Here is a 24,596-nt window from a genome sequence, read left to right as displayed (position 1 = left end):
GCCCGGCGCCCCGACCGCCGTCTCGTAACCTGGACGTCATACGCAGGGCATTCGCCGGGAAATCACACACGAAGCCACTCACCGAGGACGGCGGCCAGGGGGACGATGCTGAACGGTCTTACCGGGGACGACGAGACCGCCGTCGGCACACCGCAGGGCGAGCCCACCGGGCGGCCGTGGAACCGCGGCGTGCTGCGCGGCATCAACGAACGCACCCTCCTCGACGCACTGCGCGCCGCCGGCACCACCTCGCGCGCCGAGCTGGCCCGCGCCACCGGCCTGTCCAAGCCCACCGTCTCCGCCGCGCTGGCCAGCCTGGAGCGGGCCGGCCTGGTGCGCCGCACCGGCGAGGTCGCGCGCGGCCGGGGCCGGGGCCGGGCCGCGGTGCTCTACGAGGCCGACCCGGAGGCCGGCTTCGTGCTCGGCGTGGACGTCGGCCGCGACTGGCTGCGCGCCGCGGCCGCCGACCTCGACGGCCGGGTCGTCGGCCGCCGGGACGCACCGAACACCGCGCGCACCGCGAGTGCGATGGTCCACGACGCCGCCCGGCTGGCCCGCTCGGTCGCCGAGGAGGCGGGGCTCGACTGGTCGCAGGTGGTGCACACGGTCGTCGGCAGCCCCGGGGTCACGGACCCGGGCACGCACCGGGTGCGGTACGCGGTCAACCTCCCCGGCTGGGGCCGCAGCGGCCTCTTCGAGCGGCTGCACGCCGAGTTGGGCACCGGCCTCGACGTGATGAACGACGCCAACCTCGCCGCCCTCGGCGAGTACGCGCTGGGCGCGGGACAGGGCTCGCGGCTCTTCGCCTACCTGTGGGTCGGCACCGGCCTCGGCGCCGGAATAGTCTCCGAGGGCAAGCTGTTCCGCGGCCGGCACGGAGCGGCCGGCGAGATCGCCTACCTGCCGCTCTTCCCGCTCCCCGACGGGGCCGAGCCGCGCCCGGAGGCCGGTCCGAGGGACGTCTCCGTACCGCGCGGCCCGATGGAGGACGCGGTCAGTGCCGACGCGGTCGTGCGCCTGGCGCACGCGATGGGCATGCCGGCGGCCACGACCCGCACCGCCAAGGACGTCTTCGCCGCGGCCCGCGCCGACGAGCCGACCGCGCGGCGGGTCGTCGAGCGCGAGGCGGCCCGGCTCGCCCACGCGGTGGCGGCGCTGTCCGCGGTGCTCGACCCGGACCTGGTGGTGCTCGGCGGCGGTGTCGGGCGCAACGGCGACCTGCTGCTCGCCCCGCTGCGCAGCGCGCTGCGCGAGCTGACGCCGCTGCGGCCTCGGGTGGTCTCGTCCACGCTGGGCGACGACGCGGTGCTGCTCGGGGCGGTGGCGATGGCCGCCCAGGCCGCCCGCGAGCGGGTGTTCGACACGCGCAACGGCGGTTGACCCGCTCCGGCGGGACACGGGCCCGGCGGGCGGCGACCGGGGGCGGCCAGGTGGCCGGGCGGCCCGGTGCGGCCCGCCGGGGCGGCACGTCGGCCGGGGGCGGCACGGTGGCCCGGTGCGGTCCCCGGCTGCCCCTTCGGACGGTGGCGGTTCACCGGCCCGCCGGGCCGGGCGCGCGGTCCCCCGCGCCCCTTGGTGCGCTGCGCGTCCCCTGGTGCGCTTCTGCGCGCCGCTGCCGGGCCGTCAACCTTTTGCCCGTGAGGCGCACTTGACTTAGTTAGGGAGCTTTCCTGAATCATGGGTGGGGCCCCGAGTCCGGGGCCGCCGCGTCGCCGTCCACCTTCCGGAGGCAGGCATGCCCGTACTGAGCCCCCGCTCCCGTCCCGGCCGCAGAGCGCATCCGCGAAGGGGCCGCCGCCGGGCCGCGCTCCTTGCCGCCGCCCTGCTCACGGCCCTGCTCCCGTTCGGCCCCGGCGCCGCGCCCACCCAGGCCGCGGCCCAGGAACCGCCGCCACCGGTCAGCACCCCGCCGTTCAGGACCACGCCTTCCGGCGGGCCGGGCACGGCGAGCGCCATCCGCTCCTGGCAGGTGCAGTCCAGCGCCGTCACCGGCGACGACGGCGCCGCCGTCTCCCGCACCGGGTACGGCACCGCGGGCTGGTACGTGGCGCCCGCGCGCTCCACCGTGCTGGCCGCGATGCTGGCCGACGGCCTGTACCCGGACGTCTTCTACTCGAAGAACCTGAGCGGGATCGACCCGGCGATGTTCCAGGTGCCGTGGTGGTACCGCAGCACCTTCACCGCCACCGGCGGCGGCCGCACCGTGCTGCGGGCCGACGGCGTCATCCCCGGCGCCGACGTCTGGGTGAACGGCAGGAAGGTCGCGTCGCGGTCGACGGTCCAGGGCGCGTACACCGTCAACGACATCGACATCACCGCCGACGTCCACCCGGGTGAGAACGCCATCGCCTTCGAGGTCCCGCCCACCGACCCCGACAAGGACCTCTCCACCGGCTGGGTCGACTGGAACCAGACCCCGCCCGACAACAACATGGGCATCTGGCGCGACGTGGAGATCGTGCGCACCGGCGGCGTCGCGCTCTCGGGCGCCCGTGTCACCCCGGACCTCGACCTGACGTCGTTGCACCGCGCCGACCTCACCGTGGCCGTGGACGCGCACAACACCGGCACCGAGGCCACCACCGTGCGGATCACCGGCACGGTCGGCGGCCACGGGGCTCCGGTCGCGCTCGACCGGAGCGTGCGCCTGGCCGCCGGTGAGACGAGGACGGTCACCTTCAGCCCGTCCGACACACCGGGCCTGTCCCTGCGGGACCCCGCCGTCTGGTGGCCCGTCGGCGAGGGCGCCCATCCGCTGTACGACCTGAAGCTGGCGGCCCACCAGGGCGCTGCCCTCACCGACCGGGCCGGGACCTCCTTCGGCGTGCGCGAGGTCACCAGTTCGGTGGCGCCCGGCGGCGGGCGGCAGTTCGTCGTCAACGGCCGCAAGGTGCAGTTGCGCGGCGGTGGCTGGGCACCGGACATGTTCCTCCGCGACGACAAGGGCCGCACCTCGGACGAGCTGGGCTACGTCGCCGACCTCGGGCTGAACACCGTCCGGCTGGAGGGCAAGCTGGAGAACCCGGAGTTCTACGACCTGGCCGACCGGGCCGGCATCATGGTGCTGCCCGGCTGGGAGTGCTGCGACAAGTGGGAGGCGTGGGCCGGCACCGGCGGTGAGCCGTGGACCGCCGAGGACCGCGCCGTCGCCGCGCGCTCGATGGCCGACGAGGCGGTGCTGCTGCGCAACCACCCCTCCGTCGTCGCCTTCCTCATCGGCAGCGACAACGCCCCGCCCGCCGACATCGCGGGTGCCTACACTGACGCCCTGGAGCACGCGGGCTGGTCGGTGCCCATCGTCTCCGCCGCGTCCGACCAGAGCACCGAGCCCACCGGCGAGTCCGGCATGAAGATGAACGGCCCGTACGCCTACGTGCCGCCGAACTACTGGTACTCCACCCGTGACGACCAGGGCGGGGCGATCGGCTTCGACTCGGAGACCAGCGCCGGCGAGGCCATCCCGCGCCTGCCCACCCTCCGGGCGATGCTGTCGCCCGAGGAGCAGCGGCAGTTGTGGCAGGAGCCGAAGACCCCGCAGTACCACTCGGGGCGCACCGGCTCGCAGTTCTCCGACCTGTCCATCTTCGACAACGCGCTCACGCACCGCTACGGCGCTCCGACGAGCCTTCGCGACTACGTGCGCAAGGCCCAGCTCGCGAACTACGAGGCGACGAGGGCCCAGTTCGAGGCGTTCGGCAGCAGGGCGGACGCGGACCGGCCCGCGACCGGTGTCATCTACTGGATGCTCAACGGCGCCTGGCCGAGCCTGCACTGGCACCTCTTCGACCACAACCTCGACCAGGCCGGCGGCTACTTCGGTGCCAAGAAGGCGGGCGAGCCGGTGCACATCCAGTACGCGTACGACACCTCCGCCGTCCAGGTGGTCAACCACACTCCGGACGCGACGGGCGACCTGACGGCACGCGTACGGGTGCGGGACCTCGACGGCACCGTCCGGCTCGACCGGCACTCCGCCGTCGGCCCGGTGGCGGGCGGGCACACCGCCACCGCCCTCACCCTGAAGCCGCCGGCCGGACTGACGAGCGCCTACTTCACCGAGCTGACCCTGACCGATGCGCACGGCAGGCAGGTCAGCCGCAACGTCTACTGGAACTCGACCGATCCCGACGTCCTCGACGACGCCCACACCACCTGGTACTACACGCCCCAGAGCCGCTACGCCGATCTGACCGCCCTGCAGAAGCTCGCCGACGCCTCGATCACGACGGCCGTGCACACCACCGCCACCGGCGAGAGCACCACGACCCGGGTCACGCTGCGCAACACCGGAACGGTGCCCGCCGTCGGACTGCACACCAGCGTGGTCGGCGCCCGCCACGGGGCCGCGGTCGCACCGGTGTCGTGGAGCGATGACGACGTCACCGTCTTCCCGGGCCAGGAGTTCACGCTGACCGCGACGTACCGCACCGCCGACCTCCGCGGCGAGGCACCGGCCGTGCAACTGTCCGGGTTCAACGTGCCGGAGGCGGTGGTGGCCGCACGGGACTGACGGCGGATGTGCGCACCGCCCGGGCGATCCCGCGCCCGGGCGGTCCTCACGTCATGCCGATGATCAGCAGGGCGATGTCGTCGTTGCGGGTGTCGCCCTGCGGGGCGTGCGTCAGCAGCAGGTCGGCGCGGTCCTCCACCGACTCCCCGTGGTGCGTGTGCGCGAAGCGGCCGATCAGCTCCTGCGTCGACAGGTCGGGATCGTCCCCCGGTGCCTCGACCAGGCCGTCGGTGTACATCAGGAGCTCCGCGCCGGGCGGCAGCGGTATCTCGATGGTCGGGTACTCCGCGGCGCGGACGATGCCGAGCAGAGGTCCCGGCGGCACGTCAACGACCGACACCCGACCGTCCGGGTGGCGGAGCAGCGGGGGCGGGTGGCCCGCGCTGGACAGCCTGGCGCGGCGGGCCGAGAGGTCGAGGTCCGCGTAGAGGCAGCTCGTGAACAGCCCCGCGTCGAGGTCGGTCAGCAACCGGTTGGTGCGCGCCAGCACCTCCGCCGGCGGCACGCCGGAGGTGGCGTGCACGGCGGTGCGCACCTGGCCCATCAGCGCGGCCGCGGTGGGGTTGTGGCCCTGCACGTCGCCGATGGCGGCGGCCGCGCCCCTGCCGTCGAGCGGAATGAGGTCGTAGAAGTCGCCGCCGATCTCCATGCCGTGGGCCGATGCCTGGTAGCGGGCCGCCACAGTGAGGCCGCTGATCCGCGGCAGGGCGCTCGGCAGCAGTCCGGCTTGCAGACGCCGGGCGAAGCGGTACCGGGAGTCGTGCATGAGGGCGCGTTCGAGGGCCTGGGCCAGCAGCCCGGCCAGCGACGTCAGGAACGCGCGCTGTCCCGGCGTGAACGTGCGGGGCCGCTCGTAGGAGACCACGCAGCAGCCGACCGGGCGGCCGGCCGCGATCAGGGGCAGATAGGCCCAGGACGCCTTGCCGGTGAGGGTGGACATGCCGGTGTACGCGTCGTCCATCTCCTGCGGTGTGGAGTAGAAGGCCGCCTGCCCGCGGCTCAGGGCCAGGGACGCCGGCGTGGGCGTCCAGCGCATCTGCGCGCCGTCCAGTTGCCGCATGGCCCGCTCGGTGTAGCCGCGGTAGCCGATGTTCTTCAGCCGGCCGTCCTGGAGCACGAGCAGGGCGAGCCCCTGGGCCTCGAAGGCGGCCATGATCGGGTGGGCGGCCAGCTCCGCGATGTCCTGCACCTCCACGGCCTGGGTGAGCATCGCGGCGAGGTTCATGAGCTGGTACATCGTGCCGACGGGGGTGGGCGCGTTGTCGCTGCCCAGGACGTGGTCGCCGTCGGCCGCGGTCCCGCCCGCGGGCCGTCCGGCACCCCTGGGCGGCGGCCCGGGCCGCGGCCTGGCCGGGGCGATGCGCACGCTGACGCCGGAGTCGCCCGGGTAGAGCGTGAACGAGAGCCAGGTGCCCGGTGGCCGCAGCGCGGTGAAGGCCGCGGGCTCCCGGCTGAAGAGCGCGCCCCGATAGCGGTCCTCGAAGACCGGGTCGGCCAGCCAGGGCAGTGCCTGCCAGGGCCGTTGGCCGCGCAGGCGCCCGGTCGGGACGCCGACCAGTTCGGCCGCCGAGGCGGTGGCGAAGACGATGCGGCCCTCCAGGTCCAGCGCCATGCCGCCCTCGGGCAGCCGCTGGGCGAAGTCGACGGCGGCGACCGCCTCGTCGGCGGCCGGGACGATCGGCGGGGGCCGCCGCATCGTGTGCGGTTCGGGGCCGGGCAGCACGGGCCTGCCCCGCTTCGCGGCGTCGGCCAGCAGCAGGCCCAGTTCCTGGCAGCAACTGTCGATGGCGGCCCGCTCCCGCGGTGACAGCCGCGGCGGGTGCGAGGCCGGGAAGAGCAGGGAGAGCGAGCCCCACACGGCGTCCTCGCCGACCAGGGGAGCGCTGACCGCGGAGAAGCGGTAGGGCAGCACCACCGCGGTCTGCGGATAGCGGCCGACCGTGTCGCCGACCGGGAGCCAGATCAGCCGCCGCTCCCTGGCGGCGTCGGCCGTCGGGGTGTGCGCACCCAGCCACACCCGCTTCCAGGGCCCCGCGAAGGCGTCGGGTATGCCGGCCTTCACCGCGAGGCACAGCACCTGTTCGTCCGGCGGCAGCACGAAGATGCCGCCCCCGTAGGCGCCGGTCTCGCGCAGCACGGTGTACAGAAGGTGGTCCAGCGCTTCGACGCCGGTCGGAGTGGATTCCGCCATTGCCTGTATTTTACGCCCGTAAGGGCGCTATCCGATTATCACGGATGAATCAGGCTTTTCCTCCTCGGTCACCCGAGTGGGCGCCACCGCCCGACCCGGCGGTGGGACGCGGGCGGTGGCACACGGGCGGGCAGTGGCGTCCGAGCGGGCGGTGCCACCCGGGCCGGACCCGCGGCGTCCGGGCCCGACCGCGGCCGTGGGTTCAGGGCGCCTCGCCGTGCAGCACCCGGTCGGCGGGGCTGAAGCGGTCCTTGGCCAGGTTCGCCTGGTGCCAGTGCGGATAGATCATGGCGGGCGCGCTGACCCGGTCGAGGGCGGCCCTCTCGTCGGGGGCCAGGGTCAGGTTCGCGGCGGCCAGGTTGTCGCCGAGCTGCTCGTCCTTGCGGGCGCCGATCACCAGCGAGGAGACCGCGGGCTTGGTGAGCAGCCAGGCGAGGGCCACCTGCGCCGGCGAGACGCCGTGCGCGTCGGCGATCTGCACCTGCACCTCGACGGTGTCGTAGAGCTTCTCCCTGTCCCGGACCGGCGGCTCGTTCCACCGCTCGTCCACCTGGCGGGTGCCCTCGGGGGCGTCCCTGCCGCGGCGGTACTTGCCGGAGAGCAGCCCACCGGCCAGCGGGCTCCACACCAGCACGCCGAGGCCCTGGTCGACGGAGAGCGGCAGCAGCTCGTACTCGGAGTCGCGCGATTCGAGCGAGTAGTAGATCTGGTTGCAGACGAACCGCTGGTACCCGTGCGCGTCGGAGACCGCCAGGGCCTTCATGAGCTGCCAGCCGGTGTAGTTCGAGACACCGAGGTAGCGCACCTTGCCGGAGCGGACCATGGTGTCCAGCGCCTCCATGGTCTCCTCCAGCGGCGTCTGCCCGTCCCACTCGTGGATGTGGTAGATGTCCACGTGGTCCGTGCGCAACCGGCGCAGACTGGCCTCGAGCTGGCGCACCAGGTGGAACCGCGAGGCCCCGCCGTCGTTCGGGCCCTCGCCGAGCACCATGCGGGCCTTGGTGGAGAGCAGCACGCCGTCCCGGCGCTTCTCGACGACCTCGCCGACGATCTCCTCGGACACACCGCCCGAGTACATGTCGGCGGTGTCGATGAGGTTGACCCCGGCCTCCAGCGCCATGCCGATCTGCCGGTCGGCCTCCCGGACGCCGAGGCTGCCCAGCGCGCCGAACATGCCCTGCCCGCCGAAGGTCATGGTGCCCAGGGTCAGGGCGGACACCCGCAGTCCGGAGCGGCCCAGTTGACGGTATTCCATGGTCTCTCCTTGCCTCGGGCCCCGGGGCCCGACACGGTTCGCCTCCGCCACTTCAGTACCCACCTGTTCAGTACCCGTGCGGGGCGTCCCTACCGGGCGGGTGGCGAAGCTTCGCCGCCCGCCCGGTGGGGACGCCGGCCGCCGGGCCGCGCGGCAGGCCGCGGCGAGCAGGCCACCGGGGTGTGCCGCCCTCCGGGGCACCTGGGTGGGGCCCGGTGAGTGCGGCGGCTTGCATCGGAAGCGGTGCACGTGGGGACCGGGGGTGCCCGCCGGTGCGCGGGGCGTGCCCGCGGGCCGCCGCGCCGGAGGGCCGGAGGGCAGACGCGAACCGTGGCACCCGCCGGGCGGGTGCCACGGCTCTGCACCGCCTCCCGTCCGCCGGCGCCCCGGCCGGCGGATCACGGCACCGCGCTCCCCCTGAGCGCTAGCAGGCCCGCCACGAGGAGATCCTGTCGTTGGCCGTGGGCCCGACGTTGCCCCGCCACGCGCCCGCGTTCACGATCGCCAGGATGGACCCGCCGTAGTTCGCGTCGTCGTAGAAGCAGACCCGGGAGCCGGTGCGGTTCCAGATGGAGGTGGTCAGGTCGTTCATCGCACTGCCCACGTTGGCGCGGTCGGTTCCCGGGACGAAGAGGAAACGGCCCTCGTAGTTGCTGTCGCCCCAGACGCACACGTACCCGTCGGGGCAGTCCTCGGGATGGGCGCTCGCCTGCGTCCCCCCGACGACCACCGAGGCCGCGGCCACGCACAGCCCGGCGACGAGCCCGGCAATCAGATTCCTTTTGATGTGCTTCTCCCCTTCTCGCGCTGGTGTCCGCACCACCCGCCCGCGGGGTTTGTCCCGCAAAGGTGGCATAACCCTGGAATTACCCCGCGGGCGGGCTCGTCACTGTTCCCCTGCGGCCCGGACGTCCGTGCGGGGGGTGCGCCGGCCGCGGCGGTTGACGGGGGGGGCGGGGGGCCTCCGGGGCCGGCGCCGTTGTCGCGGGCGGTGACGGCGGCGGCCCGGGCGGTCTCCCGCGCCGCCCGGCCGGGGCGTGCGCACCCGGACCGGGCGGGGCGAAGAGGCGGGCCGCCCTCTCACGCGCGATCCGGGAGCGCGCCGGGGGTTCCGTCGTCGGGCGGCCCCGCCGCTGCCGGGGAGAGTCCGCCGGGGCGCGCCGTCGGGATCGCGTCGGAAGCGTCCCTCAGGCCCGCCCCGGCACCGCCGCGCCCAGTTCCCCGCGGGCCCGTGACGCCGCGCCGACGGCGACCGCCCGGCTGCCCAGGCGGGCCCTGACGAGCCGGATGGGGTGGCCGCTGACCGGGGGCTCCGCGGCGAGCGCAGCCCTGATCAGGGGGGCGAGGAGCGGCCAGGCGCGGCTGACGCCACCGCCGATCACCGCGGTGGTGACGTCCATCAGGCCCGCGGTGACCAGGAGCGCACGGGCGACGGCCGTGCCCGCGGCCTCGAACACGGCGACGGCGTCCGCGTCGTCCCGCACCGCGGCCTCGGCGACCTCCCGGGCGGTGCGGTGCCGTCCGGTCCGCTCGGCGTACCTGGCGCCGATCGACCTGCCGGACGCCAGTGTCTCCAGGTGTCCGCGCCCGCCGCAGGTGCAGGGCAGGTCGCCGAAGCCGGGGATGTGGCCGATCTCGCCCGCGGCGCCGTGCGGTCCTTCGAGCAGCGTCCCGTCCACCCACAGCGCACCGCCGACCCCGGTGCCCAGCGTCATCCCGAGTACGTGGCTGACGCCCGCGACGGCGCCCTTGGTCGCCTCGCCGCGCAGGAAGGCGTTGACGTCGTTGTCGAGGAACGCCGGCACGCCGAGCGCCCCTTCCACGGTCGCGGTCACCGGGAAGCCGGCCCAGTCGTGGAAGGAGTCGCTGGCCACCAGCACCCGGCCGGCCCGTGCGTCGACGACGCCCGCCGCGCCGACGCCCACCCCGGCGAGCCGGAACCCGGCCTCGTCCAGCAGCCGGCGCAGCACGTCGAGCGCGGTGCCGACCATGGCCCCGCCGCCCCGTGCCGCGGGGGTGGGCACCTCACTGCCGCCGACCACGGTGAGGTCGGCGGTGCAGAGCACCACCTGGGTGGTGGTGCCGCCGATGTCGATGCCGGCGAACACCTCGGGTGTCGAGGGGCACGGCGGGGGTCCGCCGCTCACTCCCCGGCCGCCGTCCGGCCGGCGGCCGGCGCCTCCTGCCGCGCCGCGCGGCGGCGGCGCTGGAGCACCGGGTCGGGCACGGGCACGGCGGCGACGAGCCGGCGCGTGTAGTCCGTGCCGGGGTGCAGCAGGGTGGTCGCGGTGCTGCCCCGCTCCTCGACGCGTCCCGCGCGCATCACGACGACGCGCTGCGCGAAGTGCTGGACGACCGCGAGGTCGTGCGAGACGAAGAGGCAGGCGAAGCCGAACTCGTCCTGGAGTTCGCTCACCACCTCCAGCACGGCGGCCTGCACGCTGACGTCGAGCGCGCTGGTCGGCTCGTCGGCGACCAGCAGGCGCGGTTCGAGGACCAGGGCACGGGCCAGGCTCACCCGCTGGCGCTGTCCGCCGGACAGCTCGCGCGGTGCGCGGTTCGCCAGGGCGCGCGGCAGGCGGACGCGTTCGAGTACGTCCTCGACCCTGGCCCGGCGCTCGGCCGACGTCATCCTGCCGCGGTGCACGTACAGCGGTTCCGCGACGCACTCGGCGACGCTCATCCGGGCGTCCAGGGAGGCCACCGGGTCCTGGAGGACGACCCCGACGCCGGCCAGCAGGGCGCGACGGGCCCGGCCGCGGCTCCTGCGCAGGTCGGTGCCGAAGAGGGAGACGGAACCCGCGGACGGCTGGACGAGGCCGAGCGCGACCCTGGCCGCGGTCGACTTGCCCGAGCCGGACTCGCCGACCAGTCCGACGGTCTCACCTGCGTGCACGGTGAGCGTGACGTCGCTGAGCGCCTGCACGGCACGCGGCCCCCGCCCGAACCGCACCGACACCTCGCGCAGGCCCACCACCTCGTCCCCGGCCGGGGGCGTCTCCCCGGCGCCGGCCGGCGCGGCACCCGGCTCGGCCACGGCGAGCCGGGGCACCGCGCCGAGCAGCCGCTTGGTGTAGGCGTGCCGGGGCCGCAGCAGGACCTCCTCCACGGTTCCGGTCTCGACGATCTCGCCTTCGAGCATGACGGCGACCCGGTCGGCGAAGTCCGCGACGACACCCATGTTGTGCGTGACGAGCAGGACGCCGGTGCCCGCGTCGGCGGCGAGCGAGCGCAGCAGGTCCAGGATCTCGGCCTGCACGGTGACGTCGAGGGCGGTGGTCGGCTCGTCGGCGATCAGCAGGCTCGGGCTGTTCGCGATCGCCATGGCGATGACCACGCGCTGCCGCTGGCCGCCGGAGAGCTGGAACGGGAAGGCGGTGGCGCGCTGCTCGGGGTCGGGGATGCCGACGCGGCGCAGCAGTTCGACGGCCTCCCGCGCGGCCTCGCGGGCCGGCAGCGTGCGGTGGTTGCGGATCACCTCGGCGATCTGGGCGCCGATCCTGGTGAGCGGGTCGAGTGCGGTGGCGGGCTCCTGGAACACCATCGACGCCGCCCGGCCGCGCAGCCCGGCCAGCTCGGCCTCGGGCGTGCCGATGAGCTCCCGGCCGCCGACGGCGGCGGAGCCGGTGGCGCGGGCGTTGCCGGGCAGCAGTCCCATCGCGGCGAGCGCCACGGTGGACTTGCCGGAGCCTGACTCGCCGACGAGGGCCAGGGTCTCGCCGGGCGCGATGTCCAGGCGGACACCGCGGACGGCGGGCACGTCACCGGTCTCGGTGGTGAAGGTGACGCCGAGGTCGGTGAGCCTGAGGATCGGCCCGGTGGGCGCCTGCGTGGTCTTCTCTGCGGTGGTCATCCGCGTCCCCTCACGTCGAAGGCGTCCCGCAGTCCGTCGCCGATGGCGTTGAACGCGCACACCACGAGGATGATGGCAAGGCCCGGCGGCACGATCAGCCACCAGCGTCCGGAGTAGGCGGCCGTGAGGCCGGAGGAGAGCATGCCGCCCCAGTCGGTGGACGGCGGCTGCACGCCGAGGCCCAGGTAGGAGACGTAGGCGACGAGCAGGATCGCGTCGGCGACCTGGAAGGTGGCGGCCACGACGATGGTGGAGACCGAGTTGGGCAGGATGTGCCGTGCGATCGCCCGGCTGTGGGTGCCGCCGATGGCGCGCAGGGTCAGGATGTAGTCCCGGTTCTTCAGTGTGAGCGTCTCGGCCCTGATGAGTCGGGACGGCACCAGCCAGGACACCAGGCCGAGGATGAGGATGAGGCCCGCGATGCCGGGCGTGGAGATCGCGGAGACCACGAGCAGGATGAACAGCGCGGGGATCGCGATGCCCGCGTCGACGACGCGCATCATGGCCGCGTCGACCCAGCCGCCCGCGTAGCCGGCCGCCGAGCCCCACAGGGTGCCGATGACGGTCGCGAGGATGCCGGCCGCGAGCCCCACGAGCAGCGACACCTTCCCCCCGAACATCAGCCGGCCCAGTTCGTCGTGGCCGACCGCGTCGGTGCCGAGCAGATGGGCGCCGCCGGGCGGCAGGTTCACCTGCGTCAGGGTGGTGTGGGTCTGGTCGGTGGAGTACAGCAGCGGGCCGACGAAGCAGAACAGCAGGAAGAACACGACCACCGCGAGCCCGGCCACGGCGAGCCGGTTGCGGGCGAAGCGGCGCAGGGCGAGCCGGGTGCCCGACCTGCCGGCCGCCGCCGCGGGCTCACCGGGCGGCCGGACGCCGGGGGCCTGGCCCGGTTGGAGGACGGCGCTCATGAGGTGCCTGCCTTCACTCGGGGGTCGATGATCCGTTGGAGGATGTCGGCGAGCAGGGTGCCGACGACGGTGGCGACGGAGATGACGAGGACGCAGCCGAGCAGCACCGGGTAGTCGGAGGACTGCGCCGCGCTCCAGAACAGCAGGCCCATGCCCGGGTAGTTGAAGAGCTGCTCGACGACGAGCGAGCCGCCGAAGAGCACGGGCACGTAGTACCCGAGCATCGCCACCACCGGCGTGAGGGAGTTGCGGAAGACGTGCCGCCACAGGATCGCCCGCTGCCGTGAGCCGCCGGCCCGGGCGGTCCTGACGTAGTCCTCGGAGAGGTTCTCCAGCGTCGCCGCGCGCATGTACCTGCTGAACACGGCCACCATGGAGGTGGCGCCCGCGATCACCGGCAGGACCAGTGCGTTGGAGTCGGCGAAGACCTGCCCGAGGGAGTCGCCCTGCGGCGCCTGGGACGGGAACCAGGGCAGTAGCTGGGTGAAGACCAGCACCAGGATCAGGCCCAGGAAGTACACCGGCGTGGAGTAGGCGACGAAGCTCAGCGTGGTGATCACGTAGTCGGTGGGCTTGTTGCGCCGCACCGCCTGCCACATGCCGAGCGGGACGGCCAGTGCCAGGCCGACGACCGCGGAGAGCACGGTGAGCACCAGCGTCTTCGGCAGCCGCTGCGCGATGAGCTGGGAGACCCCCTCGTTGAGCGTGTAGGAGGTGCCCAGGTCACCGTGGAGGAGGGTGCGCAGGTAGTACACGTACTGCACGGGCAGCGGCTTGTCGAGGCCCTGCTCGTGGTTGAACTGCGCGATCTGCTGCGCGGTCGCCTGGGGGCCCAGGATGCCGCGGGCCGGGCCCCCGGGGAGCGCGTGCAGGAGGCAGAACACCACCACCGTCACGATGAGGATCACCACGACGGCTTGCAGGACCCGCCGTATCAGGTAGAGGAGGTTGGCCATGGGGCTTCCGGTCGGTGGGGCGCGGCGGTGCGGCAGCGGCTGAGCGGGCTCACTTGGTCCACGTCCACTGGGCCGGGTGGAACTCGGCGAGCGAGTCCTGGAAGAAGCCGCCGAGGCGGTTGTTGACGACCGAGATCTGGTAGTCCGGCTCCGGCAGCCACACCACCGGCAGGTCCTTGGCGAGCGCCGCGCTGTAGTCCTGCATCGCCTTGGGCGAGTCGGAGGTCGTGGAGGCGTCGATCAGCTTGTCGACGTCGGGGTTGGAGTAGTTGCCGAAGTTCGAGCCGCCCTTGCTCTGGAAGAGCGAGTCACCGGTCGGGTAGGCGGGGAAGTACCAGCTTCCCGCGGTGCCGAAGAAGGAGAGCTGCCACTTGCAGATCGGCTGGCTCGCGGTGCACTGCGGCGTCTGGGACAGGACCGAGTTCACGGGCGCGGTCTTGATGGAGAACTTGATGCCGGTCTTGGCGAGCGAGGACTGGATCGCGCTCATCATGTTGTCCGTGACGGTGGAGCCGGACTGGGAGAGCACCTGCATCTCGAACGTGGTGCCCTTGTCGACGCCCTCGCCGCACGCGGAGTCGCCGCTGCCGGGCGTGGTGCAGGTCATGACGCCGTTCTGCAGGGTCCAGCCGTGGCTGGTGAGCAGGTCCTTGGCCTTGGCGGTGGAGAACGGGTAGGGGTTCTCCTTCTGCTCCTTGGAGAGGAACGAGGACAGTTGCGCCTGCGGGACCGGGCCGTAGCCGGGCACCGCGGTGCCGTTGAAGACGACCTTGGCCAGGCTGCTCTGGTCGATGGACTCCTGGATCGCCTGGCGGGCGTAGAGCTGCTTGAAGACGGGCCCCATGGTGGGGTTGTTGAAGTTGTACGGCAGGTAGGTGATCGCCCAGCCGGTCCAGGGCTTGATCTTGTAGCCCTGGGTGGTGAACTGGCCCTTCTGGTCCAGGTCGGTGGCGTCGATGTAGCCGTAGTCGACCCGGCCGGAGCGCAGCGCGTTCTTCTCGGCGTCCGTGGTGGTGAACGGCAGCAGGTTCACGGTGCTGATGCTGGGCTTCTCACCGCCGTCGTACTTCTTGTTGGCCGCGAGCACGACCTTGCCTGCGGTGGAGAAGGACTTCACCGCGTAGGGGCCGCTGATCGTCTTCCACAGCGGGTCGGAGGCGTACTGGGCGATGTGCTTCGCGGCGCCGTTGAGGTAGTTCCAGACCTGCTTGGCGCCGCCGGCGGTGCGGTCGGCGTCGGACACCTTCGCCGAGGCGCCGGTCCTGTCCCAGGCGTGCTGCGGCATGGGCGTGATCTGGCTGAGCTGGTTGGCCAGCATCCACTGGCTGTTGTACGCCTTGTCGAACGTGAGGGTGAAGTGCCGCGCGTCGACGGTCTTGAACGAGGTCCAGTTGTCGGGCGCCTTGCCGGGGCTGTAGCCGGCCCACTGGGCCTTGTTGGCCTTGACGACGTTGTACCAGAACTCCGCGTCACGCGAGGTGACCGGCTTGCCGTCGCTCCAGTGGCGGTCGCCGAGTGTGATCGTGACGCTCTTGCCGTCCTTGGCGAAGTCGGCGGCGGTGGCGAGCGAGGCGCCCTTGTTCCAGGCGATCTTGCCGGTGGACCCGTCGTAGGCGATGAGCGGTTCCCAGAGGCTGGCGATGATCGCGTTGTTGTTGGTGTTCAGGTGCGCCGCGGTGCCGACCGGCAGGATCCAGTTCGGGGTGAAGTTGGCGGGCAGCGCGTAGTTGACGGTCTCGGACGAGGCGGACGGCGAACCGCTCGTACTGGAGCACCCGGCGAGCAGCGCCCCCGCCGTGGCGAGGGCACCGGCGAGGATCGCCGGACGGCGACGGGCCGCCGTGGCAGCAGGGAACATGGCTCTCCTCAGAGAGAACGGCCCGGTACGTCCGCCGGGAACCTGGGGTGACACGCGTGAACAGCGCGTTGGCGGAGCCAGTCAACGACCATAAGGGCCGAAGAAACAAACGGGTAGTCGTAAAAAGTAAGTTTCTGCTGTCCCAAAAAAAGACACGTGTGGCGAACGTGGCATACGTTTTGCACCGTTTCGCCCTAGTTGGCTCTTTGGTAACCGAGCTGATCATCTGCCCGGCTCGGGCTACGCTCCCGGAATCGTGGGACTCGTTCCCGCGCACCTACCCCGCGGCGGAAGTTACTGCGTCCATGGATGAAAAAAGCGTGTCACCACGCAGGAGCGCCACCGGCGCCACCTCCGTGGCCATGCGCGTCCTCGAACTCCTCGCCTCCGGGCAGGCGGCGTCGCGCACCGAACTCGCGGATCTGACGGGCGCCGCACCGTCGACGATCTCGCTCACGGTCAGCCAGTTGCTGGCGCACGGGCTGGTCGCGGAGCACGGCACCCGCTCCTCGACCGGCGGCCGTCCGCGCAAGGTGCTGAGGCTCGGCGGCTCGGAGGGGTTCGTGGTCGCCGCGGACCTCGGCGGCCGGCACGCCCGCATCGGCGTGGTGCTGCCCGGCGGCGGGCTCACGGACGTGTCGACGGTGCCACTGGCGACCGCGGACGGTCCCGATACCGCGCTGCCCCGGCTCGCCGAGACCCTGGAGGCACTCGCCGGGCAGCGCGGCCGCCACCTGCTCAAGGGTGTCGGGTTCTCCCTGCCCGGGCCGGTCGACGTGGCGGCGGGTGTGGTGACCCTGCCGTCCCGGATGCCTGGCTGGCACCGCTTCCCGGTCAGGGACTGGCTGGAGGAGCGGTTCGGGGTGCCGGCCGCCGTCGACAACGACGCCAACTGCATGGCCGTCGGCGAGCACGGCGCGCAGCCGGCCGGGCGGCGGCAGTCGATCACGGTCAAGATCGGCTCCGCCATCGGCGCCGGCATCATCACCGACGGACGGCTGTACCGGGGCGCGACCGGCGCCGCGGGCGACATCACCCACGTCCGGATAGAGGCCGCCGACGACCGGCCCTGTTCGTGCGGCAACACGGGCTGCCTGGAGACGGTGGCCTCGGGCGCGGCACTGGTGCGGATCCTGCACGAGCGGGGCATCGCGGCCGGCTCGCTGGAGGACGTCGTCCGGCTCGCGTCGAACGGCGACCCGGAGACGACCCGCGCCGTCCGGCAGGCCGGGCTCCACCTGGGCACGGTGCTCGCCGCCAACGTCAACTTCTTCAACCCGGACGCCGTGTACCTGGGCGGCATCCTGTCGACGCTTGAACCCTTCGTCGCCGCCGTGCGCAGCCGCCTGTACGAGGCGTGCCACCCGCTGGTCACCGAGCACCTGGTGATCGAGCGGGCCAGCCTCGGCGCGGACGCCGGCCTGGTCGGCGCGGGCCGGTTCGCCTTGCAGAGCGCGCTCGCGCACGACCTGGAGGCCATCACTTCATCCACCACCGGCAGCGTCCGCCCGCGCTCCGCGCCGCACCGCGGCGGGACCGGGACGGCTGACGGCGAACCCGTATGAGGAGCCATGCCACAGCCACACCCCCGAACCGCCGTCGCCCGTCCCGTCATCGCCGTCGCCGGGCTCGGCATCGAGTCGTCCACGTTCTCGCCGGCCCGCACCCAGGCGCCGGCCTTCCACCCGCTGCGTGACGCGGACGTCCTGACCCGCTATCCCTTCCTCGCGCCCGGCGAGCCGCTGCGCGCCGCGGCGCACTGGCGCGGGGCGCTGGTCGGCAAGTCGCTGCCGGGCGGCATGGTGACCGCCGAGGCGTTCGCACAGCTCTCCGACGAGCTGGTCGAGCGGGTCGGGGCGCTGGGCCCGCTGGACGGCCTCTGGTACGACATCCACGGCGCCATGTCGGTGGAGGGCGTCCAGGACGCGGAGTCCGTCCTGCTGGCCCGGATCCGCGAGGCGGTCGGCCCCGACGTGCTCGTCTCCACCTCCATGGACCTGCACGGCAACGTATCCCGCGAGCTCGCCCACATGAGCGACCTGATCACCTGCTACCGCATGGCCCCGCACGAGGACGCCATGGAGACCAAGGAGCGGGCCGCGCGGAACCTGGTGGACCTGCTCGCCTCCGGTGCGCCGCGCCCGGTGAAGGCCTGGGTCCCGGTGCCCGTGCTGCTGGCCGGCGAGCAGACCTCGACCCGGATCGAGCCCGCGAAGAGCGTCTACGCGGCCGTGGCCGAGGTCGAGGCCGCCGAAGGCGTCACCGACGCGGCGATCTGGGTGGGCTACGCCTGGGCGGACGAGCCCCGCAACCGCGCCGCGGTCGTCGTCACCGGCCCCGACGAGTCCGCCGTCTCGGCCGGTGCCGAGCGGCTGGCCAGGGGCTTCTGGGACGCGCGGCACGACTTCGCCTTCGTCGCGCCGACCGGCACCCTGGACGAGTGCCTGGGGGCCGCGCTCTCCTCCACCGCCCGGCCCTACTTCATCAGCGACACCGGCGACAACCCGACCGCGGGCGGCGCGGGGGACGTCACCTGGACCCTGCACCGGCTGCTGGAGCGCCCGGAGTTCACCGCCGAGGACGGCCCGAGCGTCATCTACGCCTCGGTACCGGGCCCCGCGGCCGTCGAGACCGCGGTACGGGCAGGTGTCGGCGCGCGGGTCACCGTGACCGCGGGCGCCGAGGTCGACGACCGGCACGCCGGGCCGGTCACCATGACCGGCGTGGTGCACGCCGTCAGGCACGGTGACCGCGACGCCCGTACGGAGGTGGTGCTGCGGGTCGGCGGCCTGCACGTCATCCTCACCACGCTGCGCAAGCCGTACCACCACGAGAGGGACTTCACCGATCTTGCGCTCGACCCGCGCGGCGCCGACCTGGTGATCGTGAAGATCGGCTACCTGGAGCCCGAGCTGTTCGAGATGGCCGCCGACTGGAAGATGGCGCTCACGCCCGGCGGCGTCGACCAGGACCTGGTCAGGCTCGGGCACCACCGCATCCGCCGGCCGATGTTCCCGTTCGACCCGGCCATGCCCGACCCCGACCTCACGGCCCGCATCATCCCGCCGTCGCACACCCCGCTCACCGGGGACGACGAGTGAGAGCCCCGGCCGGACGGTGAGCGGCCCGTCCGGCCGGACCACCGCGCCCCGGGCCCGCCCGCCGCACGAGAACGCCGGCCGGCCCGGGGCGTCAGCCCGCCGGCCGCGCAGGGGCGTGCGCCCGGCGCCCGCCGACCGCGGGGCACCGGCGCGCGTCCCCGGCGGCCGCCGGCCGCCCTGGCCGCACGGCCCCGGTCGGCGCGCCGCGCCGGCCCGCCCGGGCCCTCAGGGCCGCTCGGCCGGGACGTACGGGAAGGTGCCCGTGGGCCGGGCGGTCACGGCTTCCCTGGTGAGGCCGGTGGTGACCGGGGTGTTGGTGGCGAAGGAGAACATCGTGTCGGGGGCGTTGTCGGTGAGGGCGCGCCCGTTCCACTGCGCGAAGCCGAAGGACGCCGGGGTGCCGACGGTGTACGGCAGCAGGTTGGGGAAGAGCCTCGCCGCGGCGACGTGGCCGTAGGCGTCGGGGTCCTCCGCGGTGCCGTGCGCCCGGACGGTGCCGGCGATCATATCGGCGGCGATCTTGCCGAAGACGTGCGGGTCGTCGGCGGGGCGGCCGCCGTTCAGTTGGTCGCCGAGTTCCTCGTCGTACTGCGTGAAGAGCGGGTGGATCATGGGCAGGCCCGCCCGGTTGATCTGCCGCCAGCCGCCGGAGTCGGTGGCGAGGCTGGCCAGCCCCCAGACACCGATGTGCCGGTGCGCACCGGTCAGCCCGAGCAGCTCGGTGTCGGAGATCTCCAGGACCATCGTGTGCACGCTCTGCCCGGCGAAGGCGTTCGAGGCTCCCGCCGGATCCCATCCGTGCAGGTCGACCCGGGTGCCGTCCTTGACGGCCCGGCCGACGGCCTGGAGCACGTCGGGATCGATCCAGAAGGTGTCGCCCGCCGTACCGGCCCACACCCGGGCGCCGTCGTCCAGGCCGGTGGTCCGGCCGGTGCGGCCCTCGGCCATCACCGAGCCGGGCGCGAACGGGTCCTGGGCCGGGGCGCCGGTCAGACGGCGCAGCTCGTAGGGCTGGGTGCCGTCCCGCGCGGGCTCGCCGAAGGAGAAGCGGTACGTGATGTCCTCCACCGCGTCACCGTCCGTGTCCATCTTGAACTCGTAGCGCCCCTGCGGGTGGAACCCCGAGGCGGTGGCCTCGCCGGCCAGGGAGTGCGCCGCGTTCATCACACAGGCCGTACCGCGCTCGCCCCGGAAGACGTAGAGGTCCGTGATGTCGAGGCGTGGGTCCTGCCGGGCGACTGGGGAATCGAGGTGGTGCGACATCGTGGCCTCCCCACGTGGATCAAGCGGCTACAAAAGGTGATCTGCCGTTTTTGTCGCTTTCTCCAGCCTAGCCCGCCCGGACACGGTGACCGCCTCGCCGACCGCCCCCACCCGGCACGACCTGGTCCTGGGCCGGCACGGGAGCGGGAGCGGGAACCACACCGGAACGGGACAGGAACAGGAACCACACCGGAACCGGAACCCGAGGGACAGCGACAGAACCCGGACAGGGGCAGGGAACGGGACCGGGACAGGGGCAAGGACCGGGACAGAGACAAGGACGGGGCCGGGACAGGTCGAACATGAGAGCGGCCCCTCACCCGTTCGTAGCGAGTTGCCTCCTGGCGTCCCGTCAGCACGGTTCCGCCCGGCCGGGCGGTGCTAGGAAGGGCTGGCCCCGACGGCCGCCGTCCGGCCTGGCCCCGGGGAGGACCACCGGAAAGTGAAAGCAGGTACCACCGCATGTCCCTTGAGCCGTCCGGTGAGCAGTCCAGCCCGTCCCGCCGCGCCCTGCTGATGGCAGCGGCGCTCCTGCCGCTGGCGGGATGCGGCACGCGTGACCGCTCCAGCACCGACTCGTCCCTGGCCCAGGACCCCCGTTCCGCCGAGTCCCCGGGCGCCGCGCAGTTCGCCGCGCTCGAACGCAGGCACCGTGCCCGGCTGGGCGTGTACGCGCTGGCGACCGGCACCGGCCGCACCCTGACCTACCGCGCCGACGAGCACTTCGCGTTCTGCTCGACCTTCAAGACGATCGCCGTGGCGGCGGTCCTGCACCGCAACCCCCTGCGCCACCTCGACGAGCGCGTCACCTACACCGCGGCGGACGTCAACTCCGTCTCGCCGATCGCCAAGGACCACATCACCACCGGGATGACCGTCAGGCAACTGTGCGACGCCGCCATCCGCTACAGCGACGGCACGGCCGCCAACCTGCTGATGCGCAGCATCGGCGGACCCGCGGGGCTGACCGCCTACCTGCGGGAACTCGGGGACACCGTCAGCCGACTCGACCAGTACGAGCCCTGGCTGAACAGGGACGACCCGAAGGACCGCCGCGACACCACCACGCCCCGGGCGCTCGCCGCCGTCTACCGCAAGCTCGTCCTCGGCGACGCGCTGCCCGCCGAGAAGCGCGCCCTCGTCACGGACTGGATGGAGCGCAGCGTCACCGGCGGCAAACGCATCCGGGCCGGGCTCCCCCAGGGCTGGCGGGTGGGCGACAAGACCGGCACGGGCGACTACGGCAGGGCCAACGACGTCGCCGTCGTCTGGCCGCCCGGCACCGCGCCGCTCGTGCTGGCCCTCATGTCCGACCGGGACGGGTACCACACCCCGCCCGACGAGTCCCTGATCGCCGAGGCCACGAGGCGGATCGTGCCCGCCCTCACCTGAACGGTGCAGGCGGCGAGGTGCACGGGCACGCTCGGCGGCGGGCCCGGCCGGCTGCCGACCCAGGCCCCCATCACCCGCCGGACATGGCGCGGTTGAGGCCCAGGTTGCTGGCCAGCAGGCCGCCGTCGGCCGGGAGGGTCACGCCAGTGATCCAGGATGCGTCCGGCGAGGCGAGGAAGGTGACCGCGGCGGCGACGTCGTCGGGGCTGCCGACCCGGCCGAGCGGGTAGTGGGCGGCCGCACGCTCGACGACGTCGCGGCGGCCGTCCCACGCGTTCGTGTCGATGGTGCCGGGTGCGACGAGGTTGACGCGCACCCCGCGCGGCGCGCACTCCACGGCCAGGGTGCGGGTGAGGGAGGCGAGGGCCGCCTTGGCCGCGCTGTAGGCGTGGTTGCCGAAGGACCGTTCGCCGTTGACGGAACCGACGTTGACGACCGCACCGCGTCCGCCGGCCGCGGCCAGCCGGGGCAGGGCGGCGCGTATGCAGCGGAAGGCACCGTGCACCGTGATCTCGAAGTCCCGGTACCAGGGCGCGTCCTCGTGGTCCTCGAAGCGTGCCGGGTCCGGGTGGCAGGCGTACGCGTTGTTGACCAGCACGTCGATTCCCCCGAAGGACTCGGCCGCACGGGCCGCGGCCGCCTCCACGGCGGCGCGGTCCGCGACGTCGCAGGCGTACGGCTCGGCGGCGCCGCCCGCGTCGGTGATCGCGGCCGCCACCCGCGCGGCCCGGTCCGGGTCCAGGTCGGTGACCAGTACCCGTGCGCCCTGTGCCGCGAACCGCCGTGCGGTGGCCTCGCCGATGCCCTGGCCCGCGCCCGTGATCAGTACCGCATAGCCGTCGAAACGCTGGTGTGTGGAGGTCATGGCCGGATGGTGCCACAGGGGCGGGCGCGGGCAACCGCACGAGCGGGCCCCTCGCGGCGGCCCGGTGGGCAACCGCGAGGGGCCCGCCCCGTGGGCGGCCGGCGGCACGTCGTGGCTGGTTCGCGAGGTTCCCGCGTCCCTAGGAGAGCTTCTGGGCGCGTTCGTACAGGGGCTCGGTGACGGCCGAGCTGAAGCCGGGGCCGACGAGGTAGCGGGTGCAGTCGTCGTGGGAGTCGAGCGCGCAGGGGTTGCCCGAGGCGTCGAAGAAACCGGCCTGCGTGTTGTCGCCGACCACGGTCCCCATGCCCGTCGCCGGGTCGAATCCGGTCATCCGGGGGCCGCCGCTTGAGCCGCCGCCCATGATGCAGGGCGGGCCGAACTGGCCGGGCGGTTCGGGCCAGTCGGGCGTGCCCGGGTACTCCCTGGCCCGGCCCTGGCAGTAGGCGAGGCGCTCGCCGGTGTACTCGGGCAGCCCTTCCCGTGCGGGGTCCGCGCTGGCACGCGGGTAGCCGAAGGAGAAGCTGGGCACGTCGCCCGGCCGGTCGAAGCCGATCCGCTGCGCCGCCCCGACGGCCGTCTCCAGCAACTGGCCCCGCTCGTTCGGGTTCACCGCCACGAACGCCTGGTCGTAGGCGTCGTACGTCTCGCCGTGCTGCTGGTCGTTCGCCAGCCAGGTGGCGTCGGCGACGGCGGTGCGCCCGACGAACCTGCCGTAGGGTGCCTGGCCGTCGTGGTAGCCGGGGACGAACATCTCGTTCGTCACCCACTGGTTGTCGTCACCGAGCAGGTCGGTGTTGTCGACGCAGTGCGCGGCCGTCACCACCGTGCTCCGGTTGGCGCTGTGCACCACGGTGGCCGTGCAACTGGCGTCCTCGCCGTGGTCGGTGAAGAACAGGCGTCCTGTCGTCCTGGGCAGGGCGTTGTCAGTGGTCCAGGGCGCGCCGTCGGGGCCTCCGGCGGGCGGGTTGCCCAAGGCCGGTGTGGTGAGGGCCGCGATGCGCTCCGGCGTCCAGTAGTCGAGCACCGCCTGCCGCTGCCCGGCGGTGACCGCCTGCTGGTGCACGGCGACCTGGTCGGCGGCGCCCGCCTGGGCGGGTGCCGCAAGCGCCGTCCCGGCGGCCGCCGCCACCAGTGCGGCCGCCCTCATCAGGCTCCTGAGCGGACGAGGGGCTCGCCCGCCGAAGCGGGTGGGTACGTTCAGCATGCGGCGGACGTTACGGCGGTCTTGTCAGAAACCTGTCAGCGTCCGGGCAGCAGGTGGTGAGCACCGGTCAGGCGCGGCACACGGGCAGGGGCAGGGCGCGGGCAGGAGCAGGGCGCGGCATGCACGGAGGGCGCGCCGAGGAGCACCCGCCGGGGGCGGCACGCGCGGACGACATGCCGACGCACACGCGCCAAACGAGGCGCACACGCCACGAGCACGCACCGGGCACACGCACCGCACGAGGCGTGCGGGGCCGCCCGCCGGGGTCCGCCGCGAGGGGCGCACCGCGCGTCAGGCACCGCCCCCGCGCTGCTCGCGCCCCGGTTCCCCGGCGTCCTCGTCGGAGAGCTTGTAGCCGACGCCGTACACCGTCACCAGGCAGCGGGCCCGGCGCGGGTCGGTCTCGATCTTCCTGCGGAGGTTCATCACGTGCACGTCCACCGTCCTGGTGGTGATGTAGCGGTCGAAGCCGTGCAGCCGTTCGAGGATCTGGCCGCGGGTGAACACCTGCCCCGGCCGCTCCGCGAGCACTTCGAGCAGCCGGAACTCGCCGGGCGTGCAGTCGATCCTGCGGCCGTACGCCCATGCCTCGTGCCGCGCCGGGTCCACCGTCAGCGGCCCCGCGCTGAGCACCGGGCCCGGCTCCCGCGACGCGGCGGTGCGGGCGCTGCGGCGCAGCAGCGCCCGCACCCGGCCCATCAGCTCCCGGGGGCTGAACGGCTTCGTCATGTAGTCGTCCGCGCCCAGGTCGAGCCCGAGCAGCAGGTCGTCCTCCGTCGAGCGGGCCGTCAGCATCAGCACCGGCAGGTCCGCGAGGTCCTCCTGCGCCCGGACGATCCGGCAGACGTCGAGCCCGTCGACGCGCGGCATCATGACGTCGAGGACGAGCAGATCCGGGGCCGCGTGCCGCAGTGCGTCGAGCGCGGCCCGGCCGTCGTGCACGACGGTCACCCCGTGGCCCTCGTGCTCCAGATAGCGGCGGACCAGTTCGGCCTGCGCCTCGTCGTCGTCGGCGACCATCACCTGCGCGCACATGGCGCAGAGTCTAGGAACACCCGCCGCCCGCCGGTGCCGCGCGGCCCGGCAGGCGCCGGAAGGCCACGGGTCGACGACCGCTTCCTGACCGCTTCCTGACATTCGCACGAGGCCCGCGGATGTGCTCGGGCCCGACCCGCGGACCAGGTGGTGCCGCCCGCTCCCGCACCCGGCACGCCGGACGAGTTCGTCACCGGGAAGT

Annotated in this window: 17 protein-coding genes; 5 read left to right on the top strand and 12 right to left on the bottom strand. The window is 73.5% G+C overall.

The window, feature by feature from the left end:
- The first annotated feature begins 105 nt into the window (after nucleotides 1-105).
- Together IE313_RS11395 and IE313_RS11390 are read left to right on the top strand one after the other, a co-directional pair.
- Nucleotides 106-1,380, top strand: coding sequence for an ROK family transcriptional regulator (locus tag IE313_RS11395; protein WP_189930878.1), 1,275 nt, complete (start codon nucleotides 106-108; stop codon nucleotides 1,378-1,380).
- Between the two features lie 355 nt (nucleotides 1,381-1,735).
- Nucleotides 1,736-4,510, top strand: coding sequence for a glycoside hydrolase family 2 protein (locus IE313_RS11390; protein WP_189930877.1), 2,775 nt, complete (start codon nucleotides 1,736-1,738; stop codon nucleotides 4,508-4,510).
- A 46-nt stretch (nucleotides 4,511-4,556) separates the two neighbouring features.
- On the opposite strand, the gene IE313_RS11385 is transcribed toward IE313_RS11390, so the two are convergent.
- From IE313_RS11385 to IE313_RS11350, 8 genes are all read right to left on the bottom strand, one after another.
- A complete protein-coding gene (locus IE313_RS11385; protein ID WP_189930876.1) occupies nucleotides 4,557-6,701 on the bottom strand; it encodes a SpoIIE family protein phosphatase in 2,145 nt (714 codons plus the stop codon).
- A 202-nt stretch (nucleotides 6,702-6,903) separates the two neighbouring features.
- Nucleotides 6,904-7,956 (bottom strand): aldo/keto reductase, encoded by a 1,053-nt coding sequence (locus IE313_RS11380; protein WP_189930875.1) that lies wholly within the window; start codon nucleotides 7,954-7,956, stop codon nucleotides 6,904-6,906.
- A gap of 424 nt (nucleotides 7,957-8,380) precedes the next feature.
- The gene (locus IE313_RS11375) at nucleotides 8,381-8,803 is read right to left on the bottom strand and encodes a peptidase inhibitor family I36 protein (RefSeq protein ID WP_189930874.1); all 423 of its coding nucleotides are present in this window, start codon (nucleotides 8,801-8,803) and stop codon (nucleotides 8,381-8,383) included.
- Nucleotides 8,804-9,143: 340 nt separating this feature from the next.
- A complete protein-coding gene (locus tag IE313_RS11370) occupies nucleotides 9,144-10,064 on the bottom strand; it encodes an ROK family protein (protein WP_189931006.1) in 921 nt (306 codons plus the stop codon).
- 35 nt (nucleotides 10,065-10,099) lie between these two features.
- On the bottom strand, nucleotides 10,100-11,809 hold the full coding sequence (locus IE313_RS11365; protein WP_189930873.1) for a dipeptide ABC transporter ATP-binding protein: 1,710 nt from the start codon (nucleotides 11,807-11,809) through the stop codon (nucleotides 10,100-10,102).
- The gene (locus IE313_RS11360) at nucleotides 11,806-12,720 is read right to left on the bottom strand and encodes an ABC transporter permease (protein WP_189930872.1); all 915 of its coding nucleotides are present in this window, start codon (nucleotides 12,718-12,720) and stop codon (nucleotides 11,806-11,808) included. Before IE313_RS11360 ends, IE313_RS11365 begins: the two co-directional genes overlap by 4 nt.
- Nucleotides 12,717-13,676, bottom strand: coding sequence for an ABC transporter permease (locus IE313_RS11355; protein WP_189930871.1), 960 nt, complete (start codon nucleotides 13,674-13,676; stop codon nucleotides 12,717-12,719). The genes IE313_RS11360 and IE313_RS11355 overlap by 4 nt, the downstream gene beginning before the upstream one ends.
- 49 nt (nucleotides 13,677-13,725) lie before the next feature.
- Entirely contained in the window at nucleotides 13,726-15,534 is a 1,809-nt protein-coding gene (locus IE313_RS11350) for a peptide ABC transporter substrate-binding protein (RefSeq protein ID WP_189930870.1), read from the bottom strand.
- 305 nt (nucleotides 15,535-15,839) lie between these two features.
- Here IE313_RS11350 and IE313_RS11345 point away from each other — a divergent pair, with 305 nt between their 5' ends.
- Nucleotides 15,840-17,099, top strand: a complete 1,260-nt coding sequence (locus IE313_RS11345; protein ID WP_189930869.1) for an ROK family transcriptional regulator — start codon at nucleotides 15,840-15,842, stop codon at nucleotides 17,097-17,099.
- 6 nt (nucleotides 17,100-17,105) lie between these two features.
- On the top strand, nucleotides 17,106-18,635 hold the full coding sequence (locus IE313_RS11340; protein WP_189930868.1) for a M81 family metallopeptidase: 1,530 nt from the start codon (nucleotides 17,106-17,108) through the stop codon (nucleotides 18,633-18,635).
- Nucleotides 18,636-18,860: 225 nt separating this feature from the next.
- Here IE313_RS11340 and IE313_RS11335 read toward each other — a convergent pair whose 3' ends face one another.
- Nucleotides 18,861-19,898 carry a DUF4331 family protein gene (locus IE313_RS11335; protein WP_189930867.1) on the bottom strand — a complete coding sequence of 346 codons (1,038 nt, stop codon included), beginning with the start codon at nucleotides 19,896-19,898 and terminating at the stop codon, nucleotides 18,861-18,863.
- A 462-nt stretch (nucleotides 19,899-20,360) separates the two neighbouring features.
- On the opposite strand from IE313_RS11335, the gene bla reads away from it, so the two are divergent.
- Nucleotides 20,361-21,290, top strand: coding sequence for a class A beta-lactamase (gene bla / locus IE313_RS11330; protein ID WP_189930866.1), 930 nt, complete (start codon nucleotides 20,361-20,363; stop codon nucleotides 21,288-21,290).
- Between the two features lie 70 nt (nucleotides 21,291-21,360).
- Here bla and IE313_RS11325 read toward each other — a convergent pair whose 3' ends face one another.
- The 3 genes from IE313_RS11325 to IE313_RS11315 form a co-directional block, all read right to left on the bottom strand.
- A complete protein-coding gene (locus IE313_RS11325) occupies nucleotides 21,361-22,155 on the bottom strand; it encodes an SDR family NAD(P)-dependent oxidoreductase (protein WP_189930865.1) in 795 nt (264 codons plus the stop codon).
- A 139-nt stretch (nucleotides 22,156-22,294) separates the two neighbouring features.
- Entirely contained in the window at nucleotides 22,295-23,359 is a 1,065-nt protein-coding gene (locus tag IE313_RS11320; RefSeq protein WP_189930864.1) for a trypsin-like serine peptidase, read from the bottom strand.
- A 291-nt stretch (nucleotides 23,360-23,650) separates the two neighbouring features.
- Nucleotides 23,651-24,394: a response regulator transcription factor gene (locus tag IE313_RS11315; protein ID WP_189930863.1), complete on the bottom strand. Its 744-nt coding sequence runs from the start codon at nucleotides 24,392-24,394 to the stop codon at nucleotides 23,651-23,653.
- Nucleotides 24,395-24,596 lie beyond the last annotated feature (202 nt).

Origin of the sequence: Streptomyces sulfonofaciens (assembly GCF_014656295.1) — a bacterium.
GTDB lineage: Bacteria > Actinomycetota > Actinomycetes > Streptomycetales > Streptomycetaceae > Streptomyces > Streptomyces sulfonofaciens.
This window is presented reverse-complemented; position numbering and strand designations above follow the sequence as displayed.

Excerpts from the sequence above, each read along its gene's own strand:
- IE313_RS11390 (WP_189930877.1), top strand. The coding sequence starts at position 1,736 with ATGCCCGTACTGAGCCCCCGCTCCCGTCCCGGCCGCAGAGCGCATCCG.
- bla (WP_189930866.1), top strand. The coding sequence starts at position 20,361 with ATGTCCCTTGAGCCGTCCGGTGAGCAGTCCAGCCCGTCCCGCCGCGCC.
- IE313_RS11325 (WP_189930865.1), bottom strand. The coding sequence starts at position 22,155 with ATGACCTCCACACACCAGCGTTTCGACGGCTATGCGGTACTGATCACG.
- IE313_RS11320 (WP_189930864.1), bottom strand. The coding sequence starts at position 23,359 with ATGCTGAACGTACCCACCCGCTTCGGCGGGCGAGCCCCTCGTCCGCTC.
- IE313_RS11385 (WP_189930876.1), bottom strand. The coding sequence starts at position 6,701 with ATGGCGGAATCCACTCCGACCGGCGTCGAAGCGCTGGACCACCTTCTG.
- IE313_RS11355 (WP_189930871.1), bottom strand. The coding sequence starts at position 13,676 with ATGGCCAACCTCCTCTACCTGATACGGCGGGTCCTGCAAGCCGTCGTG.
- IE313_RS11360 (WP_189930872.1), bottom strand. The coding sequence starts at position 12,720 with ATGAGCGCCGTCCTCCAACCGGGCCAGGCCCCCGGCGTCCGGCCGCCC.
- IE313_RS11345 (WP_189930869.1), top strand. The coding sequence starts at position 15,840 with ATGGATGAAAAAAGCGTGTCACCACGCAGGAGCGCCACCGGCGCCACC.
- IE313_RS11365 (WP_189930873.1), bottom strand. The coding sequence starts at position 11,809 with ATGACCACCGCAGAGAAGACCACGCAGGCGCCCACCGGGCCGATCCTC.
- IE313_RS11380 (WP_189930875.1), bottom strand. The coding sequence starts at position 7,956 with ATGGAATACCGTCAACTGGGCCGCTCCGGACTGCGGGTGTCCGCCCTG.
- IE313_RS11335 (WP_189930867.1), bottom strand. The coding sequence starts at position 19,898 with ATGTCGCACCACCTCGATTCCCCAGTCGCCCGGCAGGACCCACGCCTC.
- IE313_RS11340 (WP_189930868.1), top strand. The coding sequence starts at position 17,106 with ATGCCACAGCCACACCCCCGAACCGCCGTCGCCCGTCCCGTCATCGCC.
- IE313_RS11350 (WP_189930870.1), bottom strand. The coding sequence starts at position 15,534 with ATGTTCCCTGCTGCCACGGCGGCCCGTCGCCGTCCGGCGATCCTCGCC.
- IE313_RS11315 (WP_189930863.1), bottom strand. The coding sequence starts at position 24,394 with ATGTGCGCGCAGGTGATGGTCGCCGACGACGACGAGGCGCAGGCCGAA.
- IE313_RS11395 (WP_189930878.1), top strand. The coding sequence starts at position 106 with ATGCTGAACGGTCTTACCGGGGACGACGAGACCGCCGTCGGCACACCG.